The organism is Nonomuraea sp. NPDC049607 (assembly GCF_040675375.1).
GTDB lineage: Bacteria > Actinomycetota > Actinomycetes > Streptosporangiales > Streptosporangiaceae > Nonomuraea.
Window position 1 is genome coordinate 14,914 of the sequence record NZ_JBFAOV010000050.1, and the last position, 20,704, is coordinate 35,617.

Here is a 20,704-nt window from a genome sequence, read left to right on the forward strand (position 1 = left end):
GTGACGCAGGCGAGGGCCGTCAGCCAGGCGAACGAGCCTGCCGGCGGAGCGCTGGAAGCCCCGTCCGAGGAGACGGACGAGATCCAGGAGATCGCGGGTGACGTCGTGGAACGCGAGGAAGAACCGCGCCGGGCACGTCGTAGAGAGGATGGCTGAGATGTCGCCACGTGACAGGGCCGCCGAGGCCGAGGAGACCTCGCCGGCGAGCGTGAACGGCAGCGCGTCCTACGTGTACGGGATCGTGCCGACGGATGTCGAGGTGGAGCCCGGGACCGAGGGGGTCGGGCAGCCGGCCGGGGAGGTGCGGCTGGTGCCGTTCGGCCAGATCGCCGCTCTGGTGAGCGACGTCGAGGTGGACCGCCCGCTGGGCCGGCCGAAGGATCTCCAGGCGCACCAGCGGCTGCTCGACCAGACCGCGGCGGAGGTGCCGGTGCTGCCGTTCCGGTTCGGGGCGGTGCTGACCGACTCCGACGCCGTGGTGGAGGAGCTGCTGAAGCCGTACCACGACCAGTTCGCCGACGCCCTGCAGGAGGTGGAGGGCCGGACGCAGTACGTCGTCAACGGCCGGTACGACGAGCAGGCGATCCTGCGCGAGATCCTGCGGGAGAACGGCGAGGCCGCGGACCTCCGGCAGCAGATCGCCGGCCTGCCCGAGGACGCGACGCGCAACGAGCGCATGCGCCTGGGGGAGATCATCGAAGGCACGATCGCGGACAAACGCGAGGTGGACACGGCGGCCGTCGTGGACGAGCTCTCCGACGTCTGCGAGCAACTGGTCGTGCGCGAGCCCGCCCACGAACGGGACGCCGCGCACGTGGCCGCGCTGGTGGAGCGGGGCAAGAAGGCCGAGATCGAGCAGGCGGTGGACGAGCTGACCCGCCGCTGGTCGGGCCGGGTCGAGGTACGCCTGCTGGGGCCGATGGCGCCGTACGACTTCGTCGGCACGAGCTGACGGCACGAGCTGACGGCACGAGCTGACGGCTCGGCGCGGACAGCGACGTCAGAGAGGAGTGAACATCCTTGGGACTGGGGACGTTGCTTTTTGGCTGGCCACTTATGCCGGTTTATGCGGTCGTCAAACTCGGGGAGCTCCTGCGCGACCAGGTCGAGCGGGAGCTGCACGATCCGGCCGTGGTCCGGCGCCGCCTGGAGGAGGTGGAGCAGGCCAGGGCCGCCGGCCGGATCTCCGAGGAGGAGGAGGAGCGGGCGGTCGAGGAGATCTTGCAGGGGATGGTCGGCTGGTGAGGCGCCCGCGCCGCATCGGGGGAGTACGGGGGTGATTTCGTGCCTGCCAGGCAGGGAACCGGGAGCAAGCACGCGCCAGGAACGGGAAGCGCGGACATCAGCGGCGAGGGGCCGCCTCGTACGCGCTCGGCGGACCTCCCGGCCGCCGCGGTGGCCGGGGTGGGGCTGCGCATGATGACCGAGCTGACCGGCAAGGAGGCCGAGTCCGTCACGCTGGTCGAGCCGGCGGAGGACGGGTGGCTGGTCGGCGTGGAGATCGTGGAGGACCGGCGCATCCCGTCGTCCGGGGACACCCTGGCCCTGTACGAGATCGAGCTCGACATGGCGGGCGACCTTCTGTCCTACCGCCGGGTGCGCCGCTACAAGCGGGGCAGCGGTGACCTGGCCGAGGGGGCGCGGTGAGCGCCAACGTGCGGCCGAGTCCGTACCTTCCCGGGTCCTCGATGCAGTCCGGCCACGGCGGCCGGGAGTCGGCCAACCTCGGCGACATCCTGGAGCGCGTGCTCGACCGGGGCGTGGTGATCGCCGGCGACATCCAGGTGAACCTGCTCGACATCGAACTGCTGACGATCAAGCTGCGGCTGCTCATCGCCTCGGTGGACACCGCCCGTGAGATGGGCATCGACTGGTGGGAGCACGATCCGTGGCTCACCGGCGGCACCCAGGAGCTGGCCAAGGAGAACCGCAAGCTGCGCCGCCGTCTCGCGGCGCTGGAGGAGATGGTGTCCGCGCGGGTGGTGCCGAGCGGCGACGCCGGGCACGTGTCCGGTCACGGGCCTGAGGCGGTCGAGCGTGGCCACTGATCAGGGCGTCTACCTGTACGCGGTCACGCGTGCGGAGGGCGAGGGGCCCGACGGCCTGACCGGCGTGGCGGGCGCGCCCGTGCGCCGTCTCGTGCACGCGGGCCTGGCCGCCTTCCTCAGTACGGTCTCGCTGGAGGAGTTCGGCGAGGAGGCGCTGCGGCGCTCGATGGAGGACCTGGCCTGGCTGGAGGAGACCGCGCGCACCCATCACCGGGTGGTGGAGGCCATCGCCGGCCTGCGGTCCACGGCCCCGGTGCGGCTGGTCACCGTCTACACGGGAGAGGCGCAGGTACGGGAGCTTCTCGACGAGCGGCACGAGCAGTTCGACGCGGTGTTGTCGCGGGTGACGGGCCGGCAGGAGTGGGGCGTCAAGGCGTACGCCGTCCCGGTCCCCGCCGAGCCGGCGGCCGAGCCGGCGGCCGAGCCGGTGGACGGTCCGCGGGGCGCGTCGCCGGGGGCGGCGTACCTGAACCGCCGCCGGGCGGCCCTGCGCGGGCGGGAGGCCGACTGGCGCCGGGCCGCCGAGCACGCCCAGGCCGTGCACGAGGCGCTGATGCACGTCGCCGTCGTCGGCCGTCGCCACCGCGCCCAGGACCCGCAGCTGTCCGGACGCCGGGAGCAGATGGTCCTCAACGGCGCCTACCTGGTGGACGAGGAACGCGCCGCCGAGTTCACCCGGGTGATCGAGGACATCGTCGGGCAGGGCGTCGCCGTGGAACTCGTCGGCCCCTGGGCGCCTTACTCCTTCGCCACGCTCGACCAGGAGGGTGAGGCGGCCCACGGTGACGCTTCCTGAGCCGAGAGGAGGCCGGCTCGCCGCCGAGGGCCGCCTTCCCGAGCAGCGGGTGGCGCTCGTCGACCTGCTGGACCGCCTGCTGGCGGGTGGGGCGGTGGTGATCGGCGACGTCGTGCTGTCCATCTCTGGCATCGACCTCGTACGGATCTCCCTGAGGGCCCTGCTGGTGAGCGTCAGGGAGGGCGACGCGGTCGAAGGAGGGATGCGACGTGACGGGCAGGAGTGACGGGCGGACGGCGAGACGCGGCGAATGGCGGCTGGAGACGGACGCCGACTCGGTGGAGCGCGACCTGAGCCGGCTGGTGCTGACGCTGGTCGAGCTGATCCGCCAGCTCGTCGAACGTCAGTGCGTGCGGCGGATGGACAACGGCGACCTGTCGGAGGAGCAGCTTGAGGCGGTGGGGCTGACCCTGATGCGGCTGGAGGAGGCCATGGCCGAGCTCTGCGAACGCTTCGGCCTGTCCCCCGCCGACCTCAACCTCGACCTCGGCCCCCTGGGTACCCTGCTCCCCACGGACTGACGCAGGCGCGCAGGCCGAGGAGGCGGACCGTTCAGTACGGGGTGACGGGGGCGGTGTCCAGAGTGAAGGTCTCGACGATCTCGGTGCAGGTGCCGTGCTCGCCCATCACGCACAGCGCCAGGGTCTGGTAGGTGGCGGTGAAGGCCGCGGGCTCGGCCAGGAGACCCAGGTCGAGCGGGTGGTCCGGCCGCTGGAGCCGGGTGAGGGTGATGTGCGGGCGGAACAGGTCGCCGATCTCGTCGTAGCCGTGCAGGTCGAGGTTGGCGCGGGCCGTGGGCGGCGCGGTGAGCCGGTGGTCGGCCAGGACGCGGCCGACCGGGTCGAGGTGGCGCAGGCCCGTGCGCAACGGGCCGAGCGCGGTGACGACGTCCTCCTGGAGCCGGGTGATCGCGTCCGTCTTCCGGAAGAACAGCTCGACCATGCCGTGCTCGTTGGCGGCGAAGGACTCGCCTTCCAGGCGCATCGCGGAGGTGCGCCGGCTGAGCTCGTGCAGCAGCGCGACGGCCTCTTCGAGCCCGTCGGGGGTGAAGTTGGCCATGTAGAGCGAGATGTGCGGGTAGAGGCCGTCCTCTCGCAGGACGAACTCGGTCGCGGTGGCCTCCGCGCAGCGCCGGCTCAGGTGTACGGACTGAGCGTTGACGTCGTGCGGAGGCAGCAGGACAACGTCGTAGACCGGGAGATCGCCCATAAGGGAGGAGTCTAGGACGGGCCGGGGGCGCCGCGCGCGGGCGGCCTGCCGCCGCAGGGCCAGGCGCACGGCCGGGAACGCGAAGGCGGCCAGCGGCACCAGCAGGAACACCGCCCCGGCCACGCGCTGGTCGGCCAGCGGATCGGGCACCCCGAGCGGGGCCGCCAGGGAGAACCAGTCCGCCGCGACCGCCGGTCCCACCAGCAGGTACGTCCCGAGCCCCAGGTACGCGACGGCGGCCACCGCCAGCAGCCGGACCCGCGCGGCCCACGGGAACGGCCTGGGCAACGGGTCGAGGTCGAGCACCGCCCAGGCGACCAGCAGGCCGACCCCGGCGGACCCGGCCATGGTGACCAGGTGGGGCGCGTACCCGGCGAGCGACCAGGGCAGCCACGCCGTCCCGTACAGCAGCAGGAGCAGCAGCGGGACGGCGGCCGTCAGGAAGGCGGGACGGGTGAGACGCCGCCCGAAGGCGCGGTCGCCGAGCGGGCCGTACCGGGAGCCGGGGCCGGTGGCCCGCGCGGCGAGGGTGAGCGGCGCGCCCGCGCACAGCAGCAGCGGCGCGACGACGGCGAGGACGACGTGCTGCACGGCCTGGGCCGACGCCATCGCCCGCGCGTAGCCGCCCACCCCGCCGAGCAACGCGACCGCGGCCAGGGCCAGCCCGGCGTGCCAGGAGAGCGTGCGGAGGACCGGCCAGCCGGGCACCCGGCGCAGGCCGGCCAGGTAGCCGGCGGCGGGCAGCGCCAGCAGCAGCAGGACGAGCGGGTCGAGCCGCACCTCGCTGAGGAGGGCGCCGGGCGAGAAGGGCGCGAGGGCGTACTCCAGGACGGGATGGTCGTGCCCGCCACCCGCGCCGGGCGGCGGCGGGGTACGGGACAGGCCGACGGCCAGCCCGGTCGCCGCCACCATCACCGTCACCTCGCCCACGGCCAGGCGGACGAACGTGCGGCGCACCCCGCGATCGGCCACCCCGGCGACGGTACGCAGACGATGCCGCCGGCCGAACCAGGCCAGCACCGCCAGGGCCGCGACCTTGGCCAGCAGGAGCAGGCCGTACCGGCTCAGCCACAGGTCGGAGAGGCTGTCGAGCCGCACCCAGGCGCTGACCAGGCCGGAGAAGGCGACCGCGGCGAAGCAGCACAACGCGATCGTGCTGAACCGCGGCAGGACGACCCGCAGGTCCGCCGAGCGCCGGAAGTGCAGCAGCACCGCGCCCAGGCCGCCCACCCACACCGACACCCCCAGCAGGTGGGCCATCAGCGCGGACACGGCGATGTCGTGGTCGGCCGCCGAGGCGGCATGGCCCACGTAGGCGGGCGGCAGCAGCCCGAACGCCGCCACGGCCAGTGGGACCCAGGCGGGCAGCCGCCGTACGAGCGTGGTCAGCGCCACCGCGAACGTCGTGACCAGCACCACCAGCAGCGCCTGCGTCTGCGGCAGTGACGTGCCGAAGTCGAGCATGCCGGGCTCGGCGAGCAGGTTCGCCACCGGCATCGGGATGAAGCTGGACAGGGTGAACACGTAACCGGCCAGGGCGGCGACCGCCCATCCCAGCGCCCACCAGCCCGCCGCGCGCAGGCACCGCTCCGACTCCGGCGAGCCGCCAGGGGCCAGCACGGACGCCGCCAGCAACGTCCCCACGCAGGCCACCGCGCACAGGTCGAGGGCGAGGCGGGCCAGCGGCAGGCCCCAGTCGGTGACCGGCCCGGCGGTGGGCAGCCCGAAGACCTCCACCGTGCCGGCGCCGCCGCCGAAGCGCAGCACCGCGACCAGCACCAGGACGCCCACGCCGACCGCGAACACGGCGTACGTCCGTGCGGAAGCTCTCATAGGCCACCCGCCACGTCGTCCGAGGCCAGAAACCCGGCCGCGCCGGCCGGGGCGGGCGCGGTCCCCACATGCTCCCACAGGGGCCGTACCCGGGCCAGGCGCGGTGATCGTCTGCTTCCGGCGCACAAGCGAAGGTACGCAGCCCGACCGGCCCCGGTTCAGCCGTCCGGGGCGCGGGTCAGTCGTGCAGGCCCAGGAGGGTGACGGCCTGTTCGCGCATCTCGACCTTGCGGATCTTGCCCGTGACCGTCATCGGGAACCCGTTGACCAGGTGGACGTAGCGGGGGACCTTGTAGTGGGCCAGGCGGCCGGAGCAGAAGCGCCTGACCGCCTCGGCGGTCAGCGGCTCGGTGTCCGGGCGCATGACGATCCAGGCCATCAGCTCCTCGCCGTACTTCTCGTCCGGCACGCCGATCACCTGGACGTCGGCGATGTCGGGATGCGTGTACAGGTACTCCTCGACCTCGCGCGGATAGACGTTCTCGCCGCCGCGGATCACCATGTCCTTGATCCGGCCCACGATGTTGACGTAGCCCTCGGCGTCCATGGTGGCCAGGTCGCCGGTGTGCATCCAGCGGGCCTCGTCGATCGACTCGGCCGTCCTGTCCGGCTCGTTCCAGTAGCCGAGCATCACCGAGTAGCCGCGGGTGCACAGCTCGCCCGGCTCGCCCCGGGGCACCGCGAGCCCGGTCTCCGGGTGCACGATCTTCACCTCCAGGTGCGGCATCACCTGGCCGACCGTCTCGGTGCGCCGAACCAGGCCGTCGTCGCGGCGGGTCATCGTGGACACGGGCGACGTCTCGGTCATGCCATAACAGATCGCCACCTCGCTCATGTGCATCTCCCCGATCACCCGCTTCATCACCTCGACCGGGCACGGCGAGCCCGCCATGATGCCGGTGCGCAGCGACGACAGGTCGAACTCGGCGAAACGCGGATGGCCCAGCTCGGCGATGAACATGGTCGGCACGCCGTACAGGGACGTGCACCGCTCGGCCTCCACGGCCCGCAGCGTGGCCTCGGCGTCGAAGCCGGGCGCGGGCAGCACCACGCAGGCGCCGTGCGAGGTCGCGCCCAGGTTGCCCATGACCATGCCGAAGCAGTGGTAGAGCGGCACCGGCAGGCAGACGCGGTCGGTCTCGGTGTAGCCGACGCCCTCGCCGACGAAGTAGCCGTTGTTGAGGATGTTGTGATGCGACAGCGTCGCGCCCTTGGGGAAGCCGGTCGTGCCCGAGGTGTACTGGATGTTGATCGGGTCGTCGAAGGACAGCGTGGCCGCCCGTACGCGCAGCGCGTCGGGGTCGGCGCGGCGACCGGTCTCGACCAGTTCGTCCCAGCCGGGCTCGCCGATGAACACCACCTGCGTGAAGCCGATCTCGGCGAGCATCGCGCGGTAGTCGCTCGTCTTGTGCTCGACGGCGCTGACCAGCAGCCGCATGCCCGACTGGCGGACCACGTAGTCCAGCTCGTGGGCGCGGTAGGCCGGGTTGATGTTGACCAGGATCGCGCCGATCTTGGCGGTGGCGTACTGCGTCAGCACCCATTCGGCGCAGTTGGGAGCCCAGATGCCGACCCGGTCGCCCTTGGCGATGCCCCTGGCCAGCAGGCCGAGCGCCACCTCGTCCACCGCGGCGTCGAACTCCGCGTACGTCCAGCGCCGCCCGCTCGCCATCTCGACCAGCGCCTCGCGGTCGGCGTACCGGGCCGCGGCGCGTTCCAGGTTCTCCCCGATCGTCTCGCCCAGCAGGGGGAGCGAGGATACGCCGGACGCGTAGGAGAGCAGTGAGTCACCCATGCCGGAAGCATCCGCCAGGGCGGTGAGGCACGCTACCCCCGTTCAGGGGTAGCCGCGGGAGGCCGGCCGCGTGCCATGCTGGTGACATGGCGGTGACACACCTTCCGTCGAGTGCCCTGGCCCCGCAGGCCGCCGTGCTCCTGCGGGCCGCCCTCACCCGGATGCGGCACGTGGTCGGGCTGCCCGTCCTGTTCGGCGGCGCGGTGTCGACCCCGGGCGGGGCCGTGCGGCTCACCGAGCTGACGGGCGTCCGCACGGACGTGCTGCGCGGGCTGGCCATCCACACCGGCACCGGCCTGGGCGGCCGGGTGCTGGTCACCGCCCGGCCGGGCAGCGTCGAGGACTACGTCACCGACTCCCGCATCAGCCACGAATACGACAAGCCGGTGGCGGTGGAGGGGCTGCGCGCGATCGCGGCCGTCCCCGTCGTGGTGGGGGAGACGGTCTACGGCCTGCTCTACGGCGGCGTCCGCGAGCCGCTTCCGCTCGGCACCCGCGTCCTCGACGGCATGAACCAGATCGCCGCCCGGCTCGGCGTCGAGCTGGCCGTACGCGCCGAGGTGGAGCGGCGGGTGGCCGCGCTGGAGACGGCCGCGATCACCGGCGCCGCCCGCGAACGGCCCGCCGGCCCCGAATGGGAGCAACTGCGCGAGGCGCACGCCGAGCTGCGCTCGATCGCCCAGGAGGTCGCCGACCCGGTCCTGCGCGAGCGGTTGCAGGGCGTCTGCGACCGGCTGAGCTCGCCGAACGTCGGGCCCGTCCCGGCCAACCCGCTGTCGCCCCGGGAGCTCGACGTGCTCTCCCTCGTCGCGGTCGGCTGCGGCAACGCCGAGGTCGGCCGGCGGCTCGACCTGAAGCCGGAGACGGTCAAGAGCTACCTGCGCAGCGCGATGCGCAAGCTCGGCACCCACACCCGGATGGAGAGCGTGGTCTCGGCCAGGCGCGCCGGCTACCTCCCCTGAGCCCCCGGCGGATTTACCAACAACGGACGATGCCCATCAGCGCCGTCGACCGGTTCCGGGTAGGCCCCCACCATGACTGCTTGGACGAACGACGAACTCGACCGGATCGCCGCCGCCGACGAACTGGAGATCGCGTCCCTGCGCGGCGACGGCGAGCTGCGCCGCCCGGTGACGATCTGGGTCGTCCGCCTCGACGACGACCTGTACGTCCGGGCCGTGAACGGGCGCGACGGCGCCTGGTTCCGCGGCGCCCAGGAGCGGGGCAGGGGCCGGATCCAGGCCGGGGGCGTCGACAAGGGCGTCACGTTCGCCGACGCCGACCAGGAGCTCAACGACCGGATCGACGCCGCGTACCGGGACAAGTACCGCCACTACTCGGAGAGCATCGTGGACTCGGTGGTCAGCGGGCAGGCCCGCGCCGCCACGATCAGGCTCGTGCCGCGCTCCTGACCCCGCCCGGCAACGAGAGGTCCGAAGGCCGCCAGCGCCCGGCCGCCACCGGCCGCGACAGTGGAAGGCATGAACACTGTCGTGGATGAGCACGTCCGGATTGAGCCCAATATTCTCTACTTCGGCACCCCCGTCGTCCTGATCTCCACCCTGAACGAGGACGGCACCCCGAACCTCGCCCCCATGTCGTCGGTCTTCTGGCTGGGCTGGCGCGGCATGCTGGGGCTCGGGGCCAGGTCGAAGACGTCCCAGAACCTGTTGCGGACCGGCGAAGGCGTGCTCAACCTGCCTTCCGACGCCCTCGCCCCGCAGGTGGACCGGCTGGCGCTGACCACCGGGAGCGACCCGGTGCCCGAGCGCAAGCACCAGCGCGGTTACCGGTTCGTGCCGGACAAGTTCGGCCGGGCCGGGCTGACCGCCGTCCCGTCGGAGACGGTGGCCGCGCCCAGGGTGGCCGAGTGCCCGGTCGCCATGGAGGTCGTGGTGGAGGAGACGCATCCGATGGGCGACGGCGGGGTGCTCACGTTCGAGGTGCGGGTGCAGCGGGTCTGGGTGCACGAGGACATCCGCCTGAAGGGCACCGACGACCACATCGACCCCGACGCCTGGCGTCCGCTCATGATGAGCTTCCAGAAGCTGTACGGGCTGGGCCCGCAGGTGCACCCGTCCACGCTGGCCAGCATCCCGGAGCGGCACTACCGCAGCGCCGACCTCGAACGGGCGCGCACCCTCTAGAGGCTCTCCAGCAGCGGCAGCCAGGTGCGCCCGGCGCACAGCTCCTTGATCCGCGCCGGGGGCAGCCACTCCGCGCCCGTGCTCTCCGACCCCGTCGGCGGCGCGGTCGCGGCGCCGGGCGTGGCCAGCCGGGCCCGGAACATCACCATGTGCGTCAGCCCCGCGTACCGGTAGCCGGCGGGGGCCGGGGCCAGAAGCTCGACGCGCTGCCACGCGAAGACCGACAGGGCCGACGGCTCCAGGAGAAGACCGGTCTCCTCCTGGAGCTCACGGACCACGGCCTCGGTGGCGCTCTCACCGGCCTCCAGGTGGCCGCCCGGGATGTCCCAGCCGCGCCCGACCCGGTCGACGCACGTCAGCAGCGCCCTGCCGATGCTGTCGGAGACGAACGCGAACGCCGAAGTCGTGCTGCCGGCGGGCGGGAGGGCCGAGGAGAGGATCACGTCGAGGCGGTGGTCGACGGGGATCCACGGCACGACGCAGGAGGCCACCACATGTGTCATGCCCCTATTTCACACGCCTTTGCGCATGGCCCGGTTGCCCAGGTACAGCCCGATCGCGGCGACCAGGCAGGCCGACGCGGTGCCGTACAGGACGGAGGGGTTCGCGAGGTCGCCGGAGAACAGCGCGCGCTGGGCCTCGACGATGTACGTGACCGGGTTCGCCGTGCCGACCGCCCGCAGCCAGCCCGGCGCGGTGTCCAGCGGGAGCAGCACGCCCGACAGCAGGAGCAGGGGGAACAGGATCGACTGGCTGACGATGTAGAACAGCGTCCCGCCGGGCGCCGACCGGATGGCCAGGACGAACGAGAACGCCCCCAGCCCCACCCCGAAGACGGTGAGCTGCGCCAGCCCCGCCAGCACGCCCGCCGGATACAGCTCGAACCCCAGCGGCACGGCCAGCACGATGATCAGCACGGCCTGCGCCAGCAGGACGACCATCGCCTTCAGCGCCCGGCCCACCAGCATCGCCGTCCGGTTCAGCGGGGTGACCAGCATGCGCTCCAGTGAGCCGCCGATCAGCTCCACCAGCAGCGTGTAACCGGCGGACATCGGCCCGGTCAGGCACATCATGACCAAAATGCCCGGCACGAACCACTGCCACGACGAGCCCACCGCGCCGTCCAGCAGCGCGCCGAACAGGAACAGGAACAGCAGCGGCTGGCCCATCTCGAACAGCAGCGCGACCGGCTCGCGCAGGACCGGCCGGAACTCGCGGGTGAAGACGGTGGCGGTGTCACGCAGGAAAGTCGTCATCGGTCAGGCTTCTCCCGGTGAGAGTGAGGAACACGTCGTCGAGGGTGGGGCGGGCGGTCTCGGCTGCGGTCACCTTGATCCCGGCGGCGTCCAGCGCCCGCAGGCAGCCGGGGAGCGCGGCGGGCGCGTTCGCCACCCGCAGGCGCATGGTGAGGCCCTCGGCGTGGCCGCCGGTCAGCTCGGCGGCCCTGGCGGCGTCCTGGGCGGTTTCGGCGGTGACCGTGACGGTGTCGCCGGCCAGGTCGTTCTTGAGCTGCTCGGCCGTGCCGTCGGCGATGATCGTGCCGTTGTCGATGATCACCACCCGTTCGGCCATGTCGTCGGCCTCCTCCAGGTAGTGGGTGGTGAGGAAGAGCGTGGTCCCGTACGCCTCGCGCAGGCGCAGGATGTGCCGCCAGATGTCGGCGCGGCTCTTCGGGTCGAGGCCGGTCGAGGGTTCGTCGAGGAAGAGCAGGTCGGGGCGGTGGATGAGGCCGAGCGCGATGTCCAGGCGGCGGCGCTGGCCGCCGGAGAGCGTGCCCGGCCTGCGGCCGGCCAGGTCTTCGAGGTCGAGCAGGCGCATCAGCTCGCCGGCCCGGGCGACGGCGTCGGAGACGTTCAGGCCGTAGCAGCGGCCCTGCGTGACGAGCTCGTCCCGGACGCGGAAGTTCTCGCCCGAGCTGTTCTTCTGGCCGACGTAGCCGATGCGGGAGCGCACACCGGCCGGGTCGCGGGTCACGTCGTGACCGGCGACGACGGCGGTGCCGGAGGTGGGCGGCAGCAGGGTCGTGAGCAGGCGCAGGGTGGTGGACTTCCCGGCGCCGTTGGGGCCTAGGAAGGCGACGAGCCGGCCGGGTTCGACGTCGAGGTCGATGCCGCGTACGGCTTCGACGGTCTCCTTCTTCAGCGTGAACACTCGGGTGAGACCCCGGGTGTGGATCATGGGTGGTCGCCTCCTGGGCATGGCGAAGAAGCCCCTGGTCAGGGGCCCTTTCGGGGATCGGTTCAGTTTGAGCCGGGTGATATCGATTTGGCAAACGCGAATGTGACGTTCATGTACGGCTCTGACCTGCGGAAACGTCGTCCTGGGAGGTGGCCGCGGGAGGCTGATTTCCGGGCCGCGACATGGGGTTTTGCGATTTTTCGCGAAGAGACGCAATATTTCAGGTCTTGCGGTGTATGTGGTGGCTCCGTCATGATCTCCGGCGTGAAAAGTCTGTGGTTAATTGCGGTAATTGCCGCAGTCGGCATGACAGGGGTCGCGGAGGCGGCCGACGGTGTTCCCGGCGTCGACGTCAGCAACTGGACGGGCGACGTGGACTGGGCGAGCGTGGCCTCCGGCGGCGGCAAGTTCGCGTTCGTGCAGGCCACCGAGGGCACGAACTACCGCAATCCACGGTTCGACGCACAGTTCGCCGGAGCCGCGACGGCCGGTCTTCTGCGCGGCGCTTATCACTTTGCGCAACCGCATGAATCCGACGGGACAGCGCAGGCCGAGTATTTCCTGCAGAACGGCGGAAACTGGACCAGCGACGGTCAAACGCTGCCCGGCGTCCTCGATATCGAGGACAACCCGTACAAGGACAAGAACGGCAAGAACAACTGTTACGACCTGTCCGCCGAGGACATGGTCACCTGGATCAAGGACTTCGCCAAGAAGTACCGGCAGCAGACCGGCCGGGACGCGATCATCTACACCACCACGAGCTGGTGGCAGACCTGCACCGGCAACTCCGCGGCGTTCAAGGCCAACCCCCTCTGGCTCGCCCGCTGGGGCGGCGACCCCGGTGAGCTGCCGAAGGGCTGGAAGAGGCACACATTCTGGCAGTCGGCGGAGAAGGGCTCGCTGGCCGGCGGCCAGAACTCCTTCAACGGCACGGAGTCCCAGCTCAGGTCGCTGGCCAACCCGCCCGCCCGGGTGTCGGTCTCCGGCCTGGTCAAGGGCAGGAAGCTCTACCGGGTCACCGTCACGAACACCGGCCCGCACCCCGTCGAGAACATCGTGATCTCCGGGCGCGCGTACGGCGGGCAGAAGGTGGTCAAGGCCCCGGGCTGCAAGTTCAGCGGCACGGCGGTGCGCTGCGCGATCGAGAAGCTGGAACGCGGTCAGAAGGCCGCCTTCACGTTCACCACCAAGCCGAAGCCGACGGGCCAGGTCGGGGTGGTCGTCAAGGTAGGAACAGTCACGCTTAACCTCAAAAGCTGATAAATCGCGATAGGTAGGATAAATCCCGGGATCTCGGCTTAAAGGGGAAACGGGTGGCGCGGCGGCGGTTGAGCGTGTTGGTGACCGGCCCGGTCGTGCCGCTGGTCGTGCTGCTCGTCGTCCTGCTGGCCGGTACGGCGTCCATGCCGTTGTCGACGTTCGTGCCGTCCAGGATCGTCCGCATCGCGTACGAGATCGAGCGGTACGACATCACGTACTCGTGGGGCGGCGGCCACGGCGAGCGGCCCGGCCCCACGAAGGGCACCTGCCAGGGTTACAGTGGCCGGATCAAGCCCTGCCCGGCCGCCCGGACCCGCGGCCTCGACTGCTCCGGCCTGGCCCGATGGGTGTACGCCCTGGCCAACGGCACGGACGTGCTCGGCCCCGGCAACACCGACGACCACGTGCGCAGGATGCGGCGGGTCGAGCGGGCACTGCCCGGCGACTTAGTCTTCTTCGGAAAAATCACGAAAAATAAGATCAAGACGCATCATGTGGGCATCTATCTGGGCCGTGGGAAGATGATGAACGCACCTGAGACGGGGGCTCTGGTGCGTATTGACGATATCGGGCGAAGATCGGACTTCGCGGGCTTCTACCGGTACTGAAAAAGGGTGCCATGATCCAGTTACACCTCCTTGGACCGCTCCACGCCACCCTGGACGGCCGCCGCCTCGACCTCGGATCCGCCAGACAGCGCGCCGTGCTCGCCCGCCTGGTCGCCGCCGACGGCCAGGTCGTCTCGACCGACCGGTTCATCGAAGATCTGTGGCAGGGACAGCCCCCGCCCAAGGCACTGGCCGCCCTCCAGGTCTACGTCTCGAACCTGCGCCGCGCCCTCGAACCCGACCGGCCGCCGCGCGCCCCCGCCCGCGTCATCGTCAGCGCCCCGCCCGGTTACCGGCTCTGCCTGCCCGACGAGGCCGTGGACGCCTGGCGGCTGCCCGGACTCATCGACGCGGCCGGCGCCGCCCTGAAGCGGGGCGCGGGAGCCGTCGCGCACGACCTGCTCGACCAGGCGCTCGACCTGTGGACGGGCCCCGCCTACGCCGAGTTCGCCGAGGAGTGGGCCGCGCCCGAGGCGGCCAGGCTGGCCGAGCTCAGGCTCGTCGCCGTCGAGTACCGCGCCGAGGCCGCGCTGCTGAGGGGCCGCCACGCCGAGGCCGTGCCGGAGCTGCGCGTCCACGCCGACGCCCATCCGCTGCGCGAGAACGCCGTCCGCCTGCTGGCCCTGGCCCATTACCGCGCGGGCAGCCAGGCCGAGGCGCTGGCCGTGCTGCGCCAGGCCCGCGAGAGCCTGGCAGAGGAGCTCGGCGTCGATCCCGGCCCGGCCCTGCGCGCGCTCGAACAGGACATCCTCCGCCAATCCGAGTCCCTGCACGCGCCCGAGGTCGTCGAACGCGTCCAGGAACGGCACGTGGTCACGCAGGAGCCCTCGATCGTGGGCCGGACGCGCGAGCTGGCCGTGCTGCGGGAGGAGGCCGCGCGACCGGCCCGGCGCACGGTCTGGCTGGGCGGCGAGCCGGGCGCGGGCAAGAGCGCGCTGGCCGAGGCGTTCGCGGCCGAGCTGACCGAGCGCGGGTGGCGGGTCGCGTTCGGACGCTGCCCGGAGATCGACGGCGACGCGCCGCCCGCCTGGGCGTGGAGCGAGATCGTCCGGCAGCTCGCCGCCGTCCGGCCGCCGTCCGCCGCCGACGCGGCCCGCCTGGCGCCCCTCCTGAACGACGGCGTCGCCATCCAGAACCAGTTCCAGCTCGCCAGGGCCGTGGCCGGCTACCTGGCGGGCTGCGCGCCCCTGCTCGTGGTGCTGGAAGACGTCCACCGGGCCGACGGTGAGACCCTGCACCTGCTGCGGCACCTGGACCCCGCCGCGCGGATCATGGTCGTCGCCACCTACCGCCCGGCCGAGACCACCGAGGACCTGACCGCCACCCTGGCCGCGCTCGCCACCGGCAGCAGGCACGTCGAGCTCGCCGGGCTCGACGAGGACGCCGTCGCCACGCTGCTCGAACGCCACTCCCAGCACACGGGCCTCGACCCCGCCACCGTCCGCACGGTCCTGGAGCGATCGCTCGGCAACCCGCTGTTCGTCTGCGAGATCGCCCGCCTCCTGGCCTCGGAGGGGCCGCAGGCCGCCGAGGCGCTGCCGCCCGGCGTGCGCGACCTCATCCGCCGCCGCATCACCCGCCTGCCCGCGACCGCCCAGACCGTGCTGCGCAACGCCGCCGTCGTCGGCAGGGACGCCGACGTGGACGTGCTGATCGCGCTGCACGACGGCGACGAGGACACCGTCTTGGACGGCCTGGAGGCGGGCGTCATGACGGGCCTGCTGGCCGAGCCGGGACCCGGCCGCGTCAGGTTCACGCACGTCCTGGTCAGGCAGGCCCTGTACGAGGACACCGCGCGGATCCGGCGTACCAGGCTGCACGGGCGCGTGGTGTCGGTGCTGGAGCGGCTGCGGCCGAACGACGTGGCGGCCCTGGCGCACCACGCGCTGGAGGCGGCCGCGCCGAGCGCGGTGCGGTACGCCAGGGCGGCGGCCGTACAGGCGTCGGGCCTGCACGCGCACCGCGAGGCGGCGGCGCTGTGGCGCGCCGCGCTGGAGTTCGCCACCGACGACGGGACCAGGCTCGACCTGCTGTGCGGACTGGTGTCGGCGCTGGGACACGCGGGCGACGTCCTGGGCGCGCTGGCCGCCAGGGCGCGGGCCGTCGAGCTCGCCGCCGCCCGCGGCGCGCTCGCCCGCGCGCTGACCTCCTACGAAGCCCCCGTGGTCTGGACGATCCAGGTGGACTCCCGCTACAACCGGGAGTTCATGGAGGCCGTGGAACGCGAGCTGGCCGCCGGACCCGACGACGAGACCCGCTGCCGGCTGCTGGCCGCCCTCGTGTTCGAACTGGAGGGGCACGACGACGACCGCGTGGACGCCGCCGGTGCCGAAGCCGTGGCCCTGGCCCGCCGCCTCGGCCGTCCCGACCTGCTCTGCCTGGCGCTCAACGCCCGCTACTTCGCGCTGCTCAGCCCCGAACGGCGGGACGAGCTGGAGGCCGTCGGCGCCGAACTGCTGGAGCTGGGCCGCACCCACCGCCTCGTCGGCTACCTCACGCTGGGCCACTGCGCGCTGCTCATGGCCGCGCTCGGACGCACCGACCTGGACGCGGCCAGGCGCCACGCCGACAGCGGCGTGGCGGTCTCCACCAGCGGTCAGCTCGGCATGTCGCTGGCCATCCTGACGCTGTTCGGCGCGCTGCGGAAGCTCGTCGAGGGCGAGTTCGACGAGGCGGAGGCCGTCTACACCGGGCTCACCGAGCAGATGGCCGAGCGCGGCGGCGTCAACGCGCGGGCCATGGGTGCGCTGTGCAGGTTCGCCGTCCGGATGGCCCGCGGGAACGTCCGCGACTCCCTCGACGAGCTGGCCGCCATCCGGGAACGCGTGAACAGCGACACCGTGCACGAGATCTACGCCGGGGCGCTGGCGGCCGCGGGCGAGCTCGACGCGGCCCGGCGGGTGTGGCGGCCCGAGTCGTGGTTGCCGCGCAACTACTACTGGCTGATGTGGCAGGCGCTGCGCGGCCAGACCGCCGTCGCCCTGCGGGACCGCGAGGTGGCCGGACGCTCCTACCGCGTCCTGCTGCCGTGGGCGGACGAGCTGGCCGGGATGAGCAGCGGGTCGATCACGCTCGGGCCGGTCGCGCTGGTGCTCGGTGACCTGGCCGAGCTGCTCGGGCTGCCCGCCGACGGCCACTACGCCCAGGCCCTGAAGGTGGCCGAACGCGTCGGCTCACCCCACTGGGCGGAGGCGGCCCGCCGCCGGACGACCCCCTGACCGATCTGGCGGGCTTGCCGCCGGGCGATCTCCTGACCGGCCTGGAGGGCTTGCCGCCGGGCGGCCTTCTGGCCGGCCGGGAAGGCTCATGGTGTGCCGAAGATGAGGGCCTGGCGGCGCTGGTGACCGCGCCGCATGAGCGCGAGCAGCACCACGAGCACCGGCCCGGCCAGACGCCGCAGTTCGGCCAGCTCCGCCGGCTCGGCGTACTGGGCGATCCTGGGCAGGTCGAACCGGGCGTCCCCGCCCTTCCGCACCTCGGTCTCGACCTTCTGCCAGTCGGCCTCCGAGACGTATTTGGCGACGACCGGGAAGATCAGCCGTTCCTCCTCCTCGATGTGCTCGTCCAGGAGGTCGGCCAGCGCGGCCAGGGACTTGGCCATGCGCCGGGCCGCCTGCCCGTCTGCGCCGAGCTGCGCCGCGGCCGTCGTGATCTCCTCCAGCAGCGGGTCGAGCGCCGCGTGGTCGTCGGTCAGGTCGCTCAGGTCCACCTCGGCGCCCGCCGAGCGGACGATGACCGGCCAGAGCACGTTGTCCTCCGCCTGGTGATGGTGGTGGATGCCCGCGCAGAGCTTCGCGGTGAACGTCGCGATCGCCCGCAGCCGTTCCTGACCGGCCCGCTGTTCGCCGGCGGCGATCGCGCTCATCACCTCGGCCAGACGGCGGGTGTCCCCGCGCATGGCCCGGTGCGTGATGCGGAAGCCGAGCATGTTGGGTGCCATTTCGGTGCTCCTCTTGTCGTGTGGGCACCAGCGTGGGCGACCGCTCTTAGACACTTCTTGGTGCCGACTTGTGCCGACTTGGCATGGCTGTAACACGTGTGGCCGGACGGAAATTGAGAGACCCGCGGGCTAAGGTGTGCCGCTATGGACAGGCGATGGGTCGGCCTCGACGGCGTCGAGATCGTGCCGGCGATGCGAGCGGGCCGGCAGGTGCTGCGGGTGCTCAGGAACGGGTGGCTCGTCGCCGACTGCCGTTCGGTCGAGGAGGTGGCCGGACACGTCGACCTGGCCGATCTGTGCGAGGTCGTCGATCTTGCCGCGCGCCGCCGATCCGCCACCGCGACGGAGGTCCGTACGAGTTCGCATCATGGCTGAGTGCCGTGTATGGTTACACCTGTCCGCAGCGAGCGGACAGGCCCCTATAGCTCAGTCGGCAGAGCGTCTCCATGGTAAGGAGAAGGTCAACGGTTCGATTCCGTTTGGGGGCTCTTGTAGTGAGCAGGCGCGACGCCCGGACCAAGGTGACTTGGGGCCGGGCGTTTCTCGTTGTCCAGAGCCATCCGCCATGAGAGCCCATTGATTCCGCACGCGAAGTCGGAAATTCGCCTCCCCGCGAACCCCCATCGGGGCGTTCGGCTCCCGCTCTCCGCCACGAACGGAGCCGGCAACACCCTCATCTCGGATACATCGGCGGATAAGGCGGCTGGTAGACGTTCTGGATCGGATACGTCCTGGTGACATTCCAGCCGATGAACGTGAGCGGGATCGCGGCGAGCAACCAGATCCCCATGCTGCACCCTGCCAGCCACCAGTGCACGAACAGCCACAGGCAGAGGTGCACGATGAACGCCGTCGGGTTGAACCCGCGCTCGCGCACCGTGACCCACTGCACCGGCCCGACCTGGGGTGCCTGCCACGCCTGCTGGTACGGCTGCGCGTAGGGCCGCACCTGGTAGGGCTGGCTGTACGGCTGAGGCAGGTAGTGGTGCGGCCCCTGCTGCCCGTACACCTGCGGGTCCTGCGGCCCTGACGGCCCATAGGGCTGCCCGTACGGGTCCTGGGGCGGCTGGGGCGGATAGGTCATGGGGCGACTCCTGAGACATCGGCCCCTATGAGACGTCGCCGCTCTCCGTTTGGTTGCCCCTGACCTTGTCCGCATCCGGACACTCGTTCTGGCTGCCGGGGACGGATGCCATGGCGGCGGGCGTGAACGCGGCTGTGATCGCTGCGGCTGGCGTGCGGGTGGCGTTCACTGCCAAGAGCACGGATGGCGGCGTCAAGGCGGCCATCCTGGGCTCGCCCAGGCGGCAATGTCCGCGGCGGTCCCCTTCGCAGGGGAAGCCTCGCCTGAGCAAACCGCGGTCTTGATGTCGCAGGCGGGCGCCGCCGTGGCGGTGCTCGTGCGGCAGATCAGCGTGCCTAAGACGGCGTGAACCATCGCTGTACGGCGCCGGGGTCGCCGATGGGCGACCCGCCCCTTCCGGCCTACCATTCGGCGAATGCGACTGATTACTTCTCTGTTCGTGGCCGCAGGAACTTCGCTTGTCGCATGGGGCCTGTATGTAGCTCTCTTCCAAGTGCAGGGCTACATCGTCTCCGAAGGCGGCCCGTTCCAGGTGGCGATGGCGTTACATGCGTTGGCGAAGCCCTTGTTTCTGGTGTTGGCCGGGGCGGGGACGATGATGGGAGGGGTTGCCATGGCAATGCTGGCTGGTAAGCGTCAGGCGTGATCCCGTCTCCGCCACGGGAGACCGTGGCACCCACGTAAGCGGTACAGCGGCGGGTTGTTGTACGACTACAGCTCGGTGCGGTACTCGACCCAGGCACGGCAAGCCTCCGCTGTCCACCGGCGCTTCGCTGTCAGGTGCTGTGGGCCGACCTCGGCCATCCGGCTGGCGAAGAGGCTGCGAACTGCGGCCAGAGCAGTGACCTGCTCCCTAGGGGCGTCCGCCCACGCAGGTACCAACGCGGCCACCTGCTCGGCCTCGGCGGCCGTGTGCCCTGCGTCGACGAGCCGCGGCACCAGCAGTGCAACGTCCAGCCAGGCAGATCCACGGCACGCCATCGACCAGTCGACAATCTGGACCCTGCCGTGGTGGGCGAGGAGGTTGTCCTGATGGAGATCGCCGTGGACGAGGATGTCGCCGTCGAAGGCTGCCACGTCCAGGGCCTTGACGAGCGGCTCCAGGTCGTTGGTTGGCGATTCGGCGAGGTGCTCTTGGGCGACCCGGAGGAGGCCGCCGATCTTCCTGGTGGCTGGGGGCGCCGGCCACGTGCAGGGCCTGGCGATGGACGCGACGGCTTCCATGACGCCGGCGAGGTCGGCGGAGCCAGGGGACAGGTCTGCCGGGGTGCCGTCGACGTGATCGAACAGCAGGAGGTGCCAGCCTTCGACATCGTCAGTCCACAGCAGGCGCGGAGCCGGCACGCTCGACTGCAGGGCATGGGCGGCGGCGCGCTCCTTGAGCAGATGTCCAGCGATGGGGGCGGCGGCGGGGCCGCCTTCACGAAGAAGACGGCACCCTCAGTGCTGCTGATGCTGGCCGCAAGCCCGGAGGTCAGCCCGATCTCCGCTGACCGCGTGACGGCCACGGGACCGGTCTGTGCCTCCACGGCTGCGCGGGCCTGCTCCGGCAGATCAGCCCACCTTCTTCGGCGAGTCATAACACCCCTCGTGACACTGGTGGCACTTGTCGCCGCTGCATTCAGCGGCCGTCGGCCACAGCGCCGGGTTGACCCGGTAACCCGCGGCCTTATCGCCTTGACGGTGGCGGCGAGGCCGGCCGCGCCACTGGTCTGGCCGGGGACGTCGTCCGGCTGGTGGTGGATGAACCTGCCCGCGACCCGGGCGCTGAACCGAGCGTACTCCTCCGTGTACATCAGGAAG

At 71.7% G+C, this 20,704-nt stretch carries 23 protein-coding genes and 1 tRNA gene; 16 read left to right on the forward strand and 8 right to left on the reverse strand.

Annotation, left to right across the window (positions count from 1 at the left end; genetic code table 11):
• The first annotated feature begins 157 nt into the window (after positions 1-157).
• The 7 genes from AB0J97_RS46985 to AB0J97_RS47015 all read left to right on the forward strand — a co-directional run bounded on the left by AB0J97_RS46985 (position 158) and on the right by AB0J97_RS47015 (position 3,365).
• On the forward strand, positions 158-952 hold the full coding sequence (locus tag AB0J97_RS46985) for a GvpL/GvpF family gas vesicle protein (RefSeq protein WP_364102567.1): 795 nt from the start codon (positions 158-160) through the stop codon (positions 950-952).
• 104 nt (positions 953-1,056) lie between these two features.
• Positions 1,057-1,245 (forward strand): gas vesicle protein GvpG, encoded by a 189-nt coding sequence (locus AB0J97_RS46990; RefSeq protein ID WP_357706311.1) that lies wholly within the window; start codon positions 1,057-1,059, stop codon positions 1,243-1,245.
• Between the two features lie 39 nt (positions 1,246-1,284).
• A complete protein-coding gene (locus AB0J97_RS46995) occupies positions 1,285-1,647 on the forward strand; it encodes a gas vesicle protein (protein ID WP_357706312.1) in 363 nt (120 codons plus the stop codon).
• 41 nt (positions 1,648-1,688) lie between these two features.
• Positions 1,689-2,048, forward strand: coding sequence for a gas vesicle protein GvpJ (gvpJ, locus tag AB0J97_RS47000; RefSeq protein ID WP_357706443.1), 360 nt, complete (start codon positions 1,689-1,691; stop codon positions 2,046-2,048).
• Complete coding sequence (locus AB0J97_RS47005; protein ID WP_364102571.1) at positions 2,038-2,844, forward strand: GvpL/GvpF family gas vesicle protein; 807 nt, start codon at positions 2,038-2,040, stop codon at positions 2,842-2,844. Before gvpJ ends, AB0J97_RS47005 begins: the two co-directional genes overlap by 11 nt.
• Positions 2,831-3,070, forward strand: coding sequence for a gas vesicle protein (locus tag AB0J97_RS47010; RefSeq protein WP_357706314.1), 240 nt, complete (start codon positions 2,831-2,833; stop codon positions 3,068-3,070). Before AB0J97_RS47005 ends, AB0J97_RS47010 begins: the two co-directional genes overlap by 14 nt.
• Positions 3,054-3,365, forward strand: a complete 312-nt coding sequence (locus AB0J97_RS47015) for a gas vesicle protein K (RefSeq protein ID WP_364102574.1) — start codon at positions 3,054-3,056, stop codon at positions 3,363-3,365. The genes AB0J97_RS47010 and AB0J97_RS47015 overlap by 17 nt, the downstream gene beginning before the upstream one ends.
• A gap of 31 nt (positions 3,366-3,396) precedes the next feature.
• Here the strand turns inward: AB0J97_RS47015 and AB0J97_RS47020 are convergent, their stop codons facing one another.
• A complete protein-coding gene (locus AB0J97_RS47020) occupies positions 3,397-5,886 on the reverse strand; it encodes a cytochrome c oxidase assembly protein (protein WP_364102577.1) in 2,490 nt (829 codons plus the stop codon).
• Between the two features lie 178 nt (positions 5,887-6,064).
• Positions 6,065-7,681 carry an AMP-binding protein gene (locus AB0J97_RS47025; RefSeq protein ID WP_364102580.1) on the reverse strand — a complete coding sequence of 539 codons (1,617 nt, stop codon included), beginning with the start codon at positions 7,679-7,681 and terminating at the stop codon, positions 6,065-6,067.
• A gap of 86 nt (positions 7,682-7,767) precedes the next feature.
• Here AB0J97_RS47025 and AB0J97_RS47030 point away from each other — a divergent pair, with 86 nt between their 5' ends.
• The 3 genes from AB0J97_RS47030 (at position 7,768) to AB0J97_RS47040 (ending at position 9,828) form a co-directional block, all read left to right on the forward strand.
• Complete coding sequence (locus tag AB0J97_RS47030) at positions 7,768-8,643, forward strand: LuxR C-terminal-related transcriptional regulator (RefSeq protein WP_357706318.1); 876 nt, start codon at positions 7,768-7,770, stop codon at positions 8,641-8,643.
• Positions 8,644-8,715: 72 nt separating this feature from the next.
• A complete protein-coding gene (locus AB0J97_RS47035) occupies positions 8,716-9,093 on the forward strand; it encodes a DUF2255 family protein (RefSeq protein WP_364102584.1) in 378 nt (125 codons plus the stop codon).
• A gap of 69 nt (positions 9,094-9,162) precedes the next feature.
• On the forward strand, positions 9,163-9,828 hold the full coding sequence (locus AB0J97_RS47040) for a flavin reductase family protein (protein WP_357706320.1): 666 nt from the start codon (positions 9,163-9,165) through the stop codon (positions 9,826-9,828).
• Here AB0J97_RS47040 and AB0J97_RS47045 read toward each other — a convergent pair.
• The 3 genes from AB0J97_RS47045 to AB0J97_RS47055 are packed head-to-tail and all read right to left on the reverse strand — an operon-like array spanning position 9,825 to position 12,006.
• The gene (locus AB0J97_RS47045) at positions 9,825-10,331 is read right to left on the reverse strand and encodes an NUDIX hydrolase (RefSeq protein ID WP_364102588.1); all 507 of its coding nucleotides are present in this window, start codon (positions 10,329-10,331) and stop codon (positions 9,825-9,827) included. The genes AB0J97_RS47040 and AB0J97_RS47045 overlap by 4 nt on opposite strands.
• Positions 10,332-10,340: 9 nt before the next feature.
• The gene (locus tag AB0J97_RS47050; RefSeq protein ID WP_357706322.1) at positions 10,341-11,084 is read right to left on the reverse strand and encodes an ABC transporter permease; all 744 of its coding nucleotides are present in this window, start codon (positions 11,082-11,084) and stop codon (positions 10,341-10,343) included.
• Complete coding sequence (locus AB0J97_RS47055) at positions 11,065-12,006, reverse strand: ATP-binding cassette domain-containing protein (RefSeq protein ID WP_364102592.1); 942 nt, start codon at positions 12,004-12,006, stop codon at positions 11,065-11,067. The genes AB0J97_RS47050 and AB0J97_RS47055 overlap by 20 nt, the downstream gene beginning before the upstream one ends.
• A gap of 252 nt (positions 12,007-12,258) precedes the next feature.
• Between AB0J97_RS47055 and AB0J97_RS47060 the strand changes: the two genes are divergently transcribed.
• From AB0J97_RS47060 to AB0J97_RS47070, 3 genes are all read left to right on the forward strand, one after another.
• Positions 12,259-13,269 carry a lysozyme gene (locus tag AB0J97_RS47060; protein WP_364102595.1) on the forward strand — a complete coding sequence of 337 codons (1,011 nt, stop codon included), beginning with the start codon at positions 12,259-12,261 and terminating at the stop codon, positions 13,267-13,269.
• Between the two features lie 74 nt (positions 13,270-13,343).
• Positions 13,344-13,877, forward strand: a complete 534-nt coding sequence (locus AB0J97_RS47065) for an NlpC/P60 family protein (protein WP_364102640.1) — start codon at positions 13,344-13,346, stop codon at positions 13,875-13,877.
• A gap of 11 nt (positions 13,878-13,888) precedes the next feature.
• Complete coding sequence (locus AB0J97_RS47070; protein ID WP_364102598.1) at positions 13,889-17,095, forward strand: BTAD domain-containing putative transcriptional regulator; 3,207 nt, start codon at positions 13,889-13,891, stop codon at positions 17,093-17,095.
• A gap of 86 nt (positions 17,096-17,181) precedes the next feature.
• Here AB0J97_RS47070 and AB0J97_RS47075 read toward each other — a convergent pair whose 3' ends face one another.
• Complete coding sequence (locus tag AB0J97_RS47075) at positions 17,182-17,817, reverse strand: hemerythrin domain-containing protein (RefSeq protein WP_364102601.1); 636 nt, start codon at positions 17,815-17,817, stop codon at positions 17,182-17,184.
• A 144-nt stretch (positions 17,818-17,961) separates the two neighbouring features.
• On the opposite strand from AB0J97_RS47075, the gene AB0J97_RS47080 reads away from it, so the two are divergent.
• Both AB0J97_RS47080 and AB0J97_RS47085 read left to right on the forward strand, forming a co-directional pair.
• On the forward strand, positions 17,962-18,192 hold the full coding sequence (locus AB0J97_RS47080; RefSeq protein ID WP_364102604.1) for a transposase: 231 nt from the start codon (positions 17,962-17,964) through the stop codon (positions 18,190-18,192).
• A gap of 40 nt (positions 18,193-18,232) precedes the next feature.
• Positions 18,233-18,305, forward strand: a tRNA-Thr gene (locus AB0J97_RS47085).
• Positions 18,306-18,490: 185 nt separating this feature from the next.
• Here the strand turns inward: AB0J97_RS47085 and AB0J97_RS47090 are convergent.
• Positions 18,491-18,901, reverse strand: coding sequence for a hypothetical protein (locus AB0J97_RS47090; RefSeq protein ID WP_364102607.1), 411 nt, complete (start codon positions 18,899-18,901; stop codon positions 18,491-18,493).
• 415 nt (positions 18,902-19,316) lie between these two features.
• On the opposite strand from AB0J97_RS47090, the gene AB0J97_RS47095 reads away from it, so the two are divergent.
• Positions 19,317-19,547, forward strand: a complete 231-nt coding sequence (locus tag AB0J97_RS47095; protein ID WP_364102609.1) for a hypothetical protein — start codon at positions 19,317-19,319, stop codon at positions 19,545-19,547.
• A gap of 65 nt (positions 19,548-19,612) precedes the next feature.
• Here AB0J97_RS47095 and AB0J97_RS47100 read toward each other — a convergent pair whose 3' ends face one another.
• The gene (locus AB0J97_RS47100) at positions 19,613-20,299 is read right to left on the reverse strand and encodes a phosphotransferase (RefSeq protein ID WP_364102643.1); all 687 of its coding nucleotides are present in this window, start codon (positions 20,297-20,299) and stop codon (positions 19,613-19,615) included.
• Positions 20,300-20,704: the final 405 nt, after the last annotated feature.

Bases quoted from the DNA above. Each gene is read 5' to 3' on its own strand.
- AB0J97_RS47075 (WP_364102601.1), bottom strand. From the start codon at position 17,817: ATGGCACCCAACATGCTCGGCTTCCGCATCACGCACCGGGCCATGCGC.
- AB0J97_RS47020 (WP_364102577.1), bottom strand. From the start codon at position 5,886: ATGAGAGCTTCCGCACGGACGTACGCCGTGTTCGCGGTCGGCGTGGGC.
- AB0J97_RS47055 (WP_364102592.1), bottom strand. From the start codon at position 12,006: ATGATCCACACCCGGGGTCTCACCCGAGTGTTCACGCTGAAGAAGGAG.
- AB0J97_RS47060 (WP_364102595.1), top strand. From the start codon at position 12,259: ATGATCTCCGGCGTGAAAAGTCTGTGGTTAATTGCGGTAATTGCCGCA.
- AB0J97_RS47090 (WP_364102607.1), bottom strand. From the start codon at position 18,901: ATGACCTATCCGCCCCAGCCGCCCCAGGACCCGTACGGGCAGCCCTAT.
- AB0J97_RS47025 (WP_364102580.1), bottom strand. From the start codon at position 7,681: ATGGGTGACTCACTGCTCTCCTACGCGTCCGGCGTATCCTCGCTCCCC.
- AB0J97_RS47050 (WP_357706322.1), bottom strand. From the start codon at position 11,084: ATGACGACTTTCCTGCGTGACACCGCCACCGTCTTCACCCGCGAGTTC.
- AB0J97_RS47030 (WP_357706318.1), top strand. From the start codon at position 7,768: ATGGCGGTGACACACCTTCCGTCGAGTGCCCTGGCCCCGCAGGCCGCC.
- AB0J97_RS46985 (WP_364102567.1), top strand. From the start codon at position 158: ATGTCGCCACGTGACAGGGCCGCCGAGGCCGAGGAGACCTCGCCGGCG.
- AB0J97_RS47070 (WP_364102598.1), top strand. From the start codon at position 13,889: ATGATCCAGTTACACCTCCTTGGACCGCTCCACGCCACCCTGGACGGC.
- AB0J97_RS46990 (WP_357706311.1), top strand. From the start codon at position 1,057: ATGCCGGTTTATGCGGTCGTCAAACTCGGGGAGCTCCTGCGCGACCAG.
- AB0J97_RS47080 (WP_364102604.1), top strand. From the start codon at position 17,962: ATGGACAGGCGATGGGTCGGCCTCGACGGCGTCGAGATCGTGCCGGCG.
- AB0J97_RS47045 (WP_364102588.1), bottom strand. From the start codon at position 10,331: ATGACACATGTGGTGGCCTCCTGCGTCGTGCCGTGGATCCCCGTCGAC.
- AB0J97_RS47095 (WP_364102609.1), top strand. From the start codon at position 19,317: ATGCGACTGATTACTTCTCTGTTCGTGGCCGCAGGAACTTCGCTTGTC.
- AB0J97_RS47040 (WP_357706320.1), top strand. From the start codon at position 9,163: ATGAACACTGTCGTGGATGAGCACGTCCGGATTGAGCCCAATATTCTC.
- gvpJ (WP_357706443.1), top strand. From the start codon at position 1,689: ATGCAGTCCGGCCACGGCGGCCGGGAGTCGGCCAACCTCGGCGACATC.
- AB0J97_RS47035 (WP_364102584.1), top strand. From the start codon at position 8,716: ATGACTGCTTGGACGAACGACGAACTCGACCGGATCGCCGCCGCCGAC.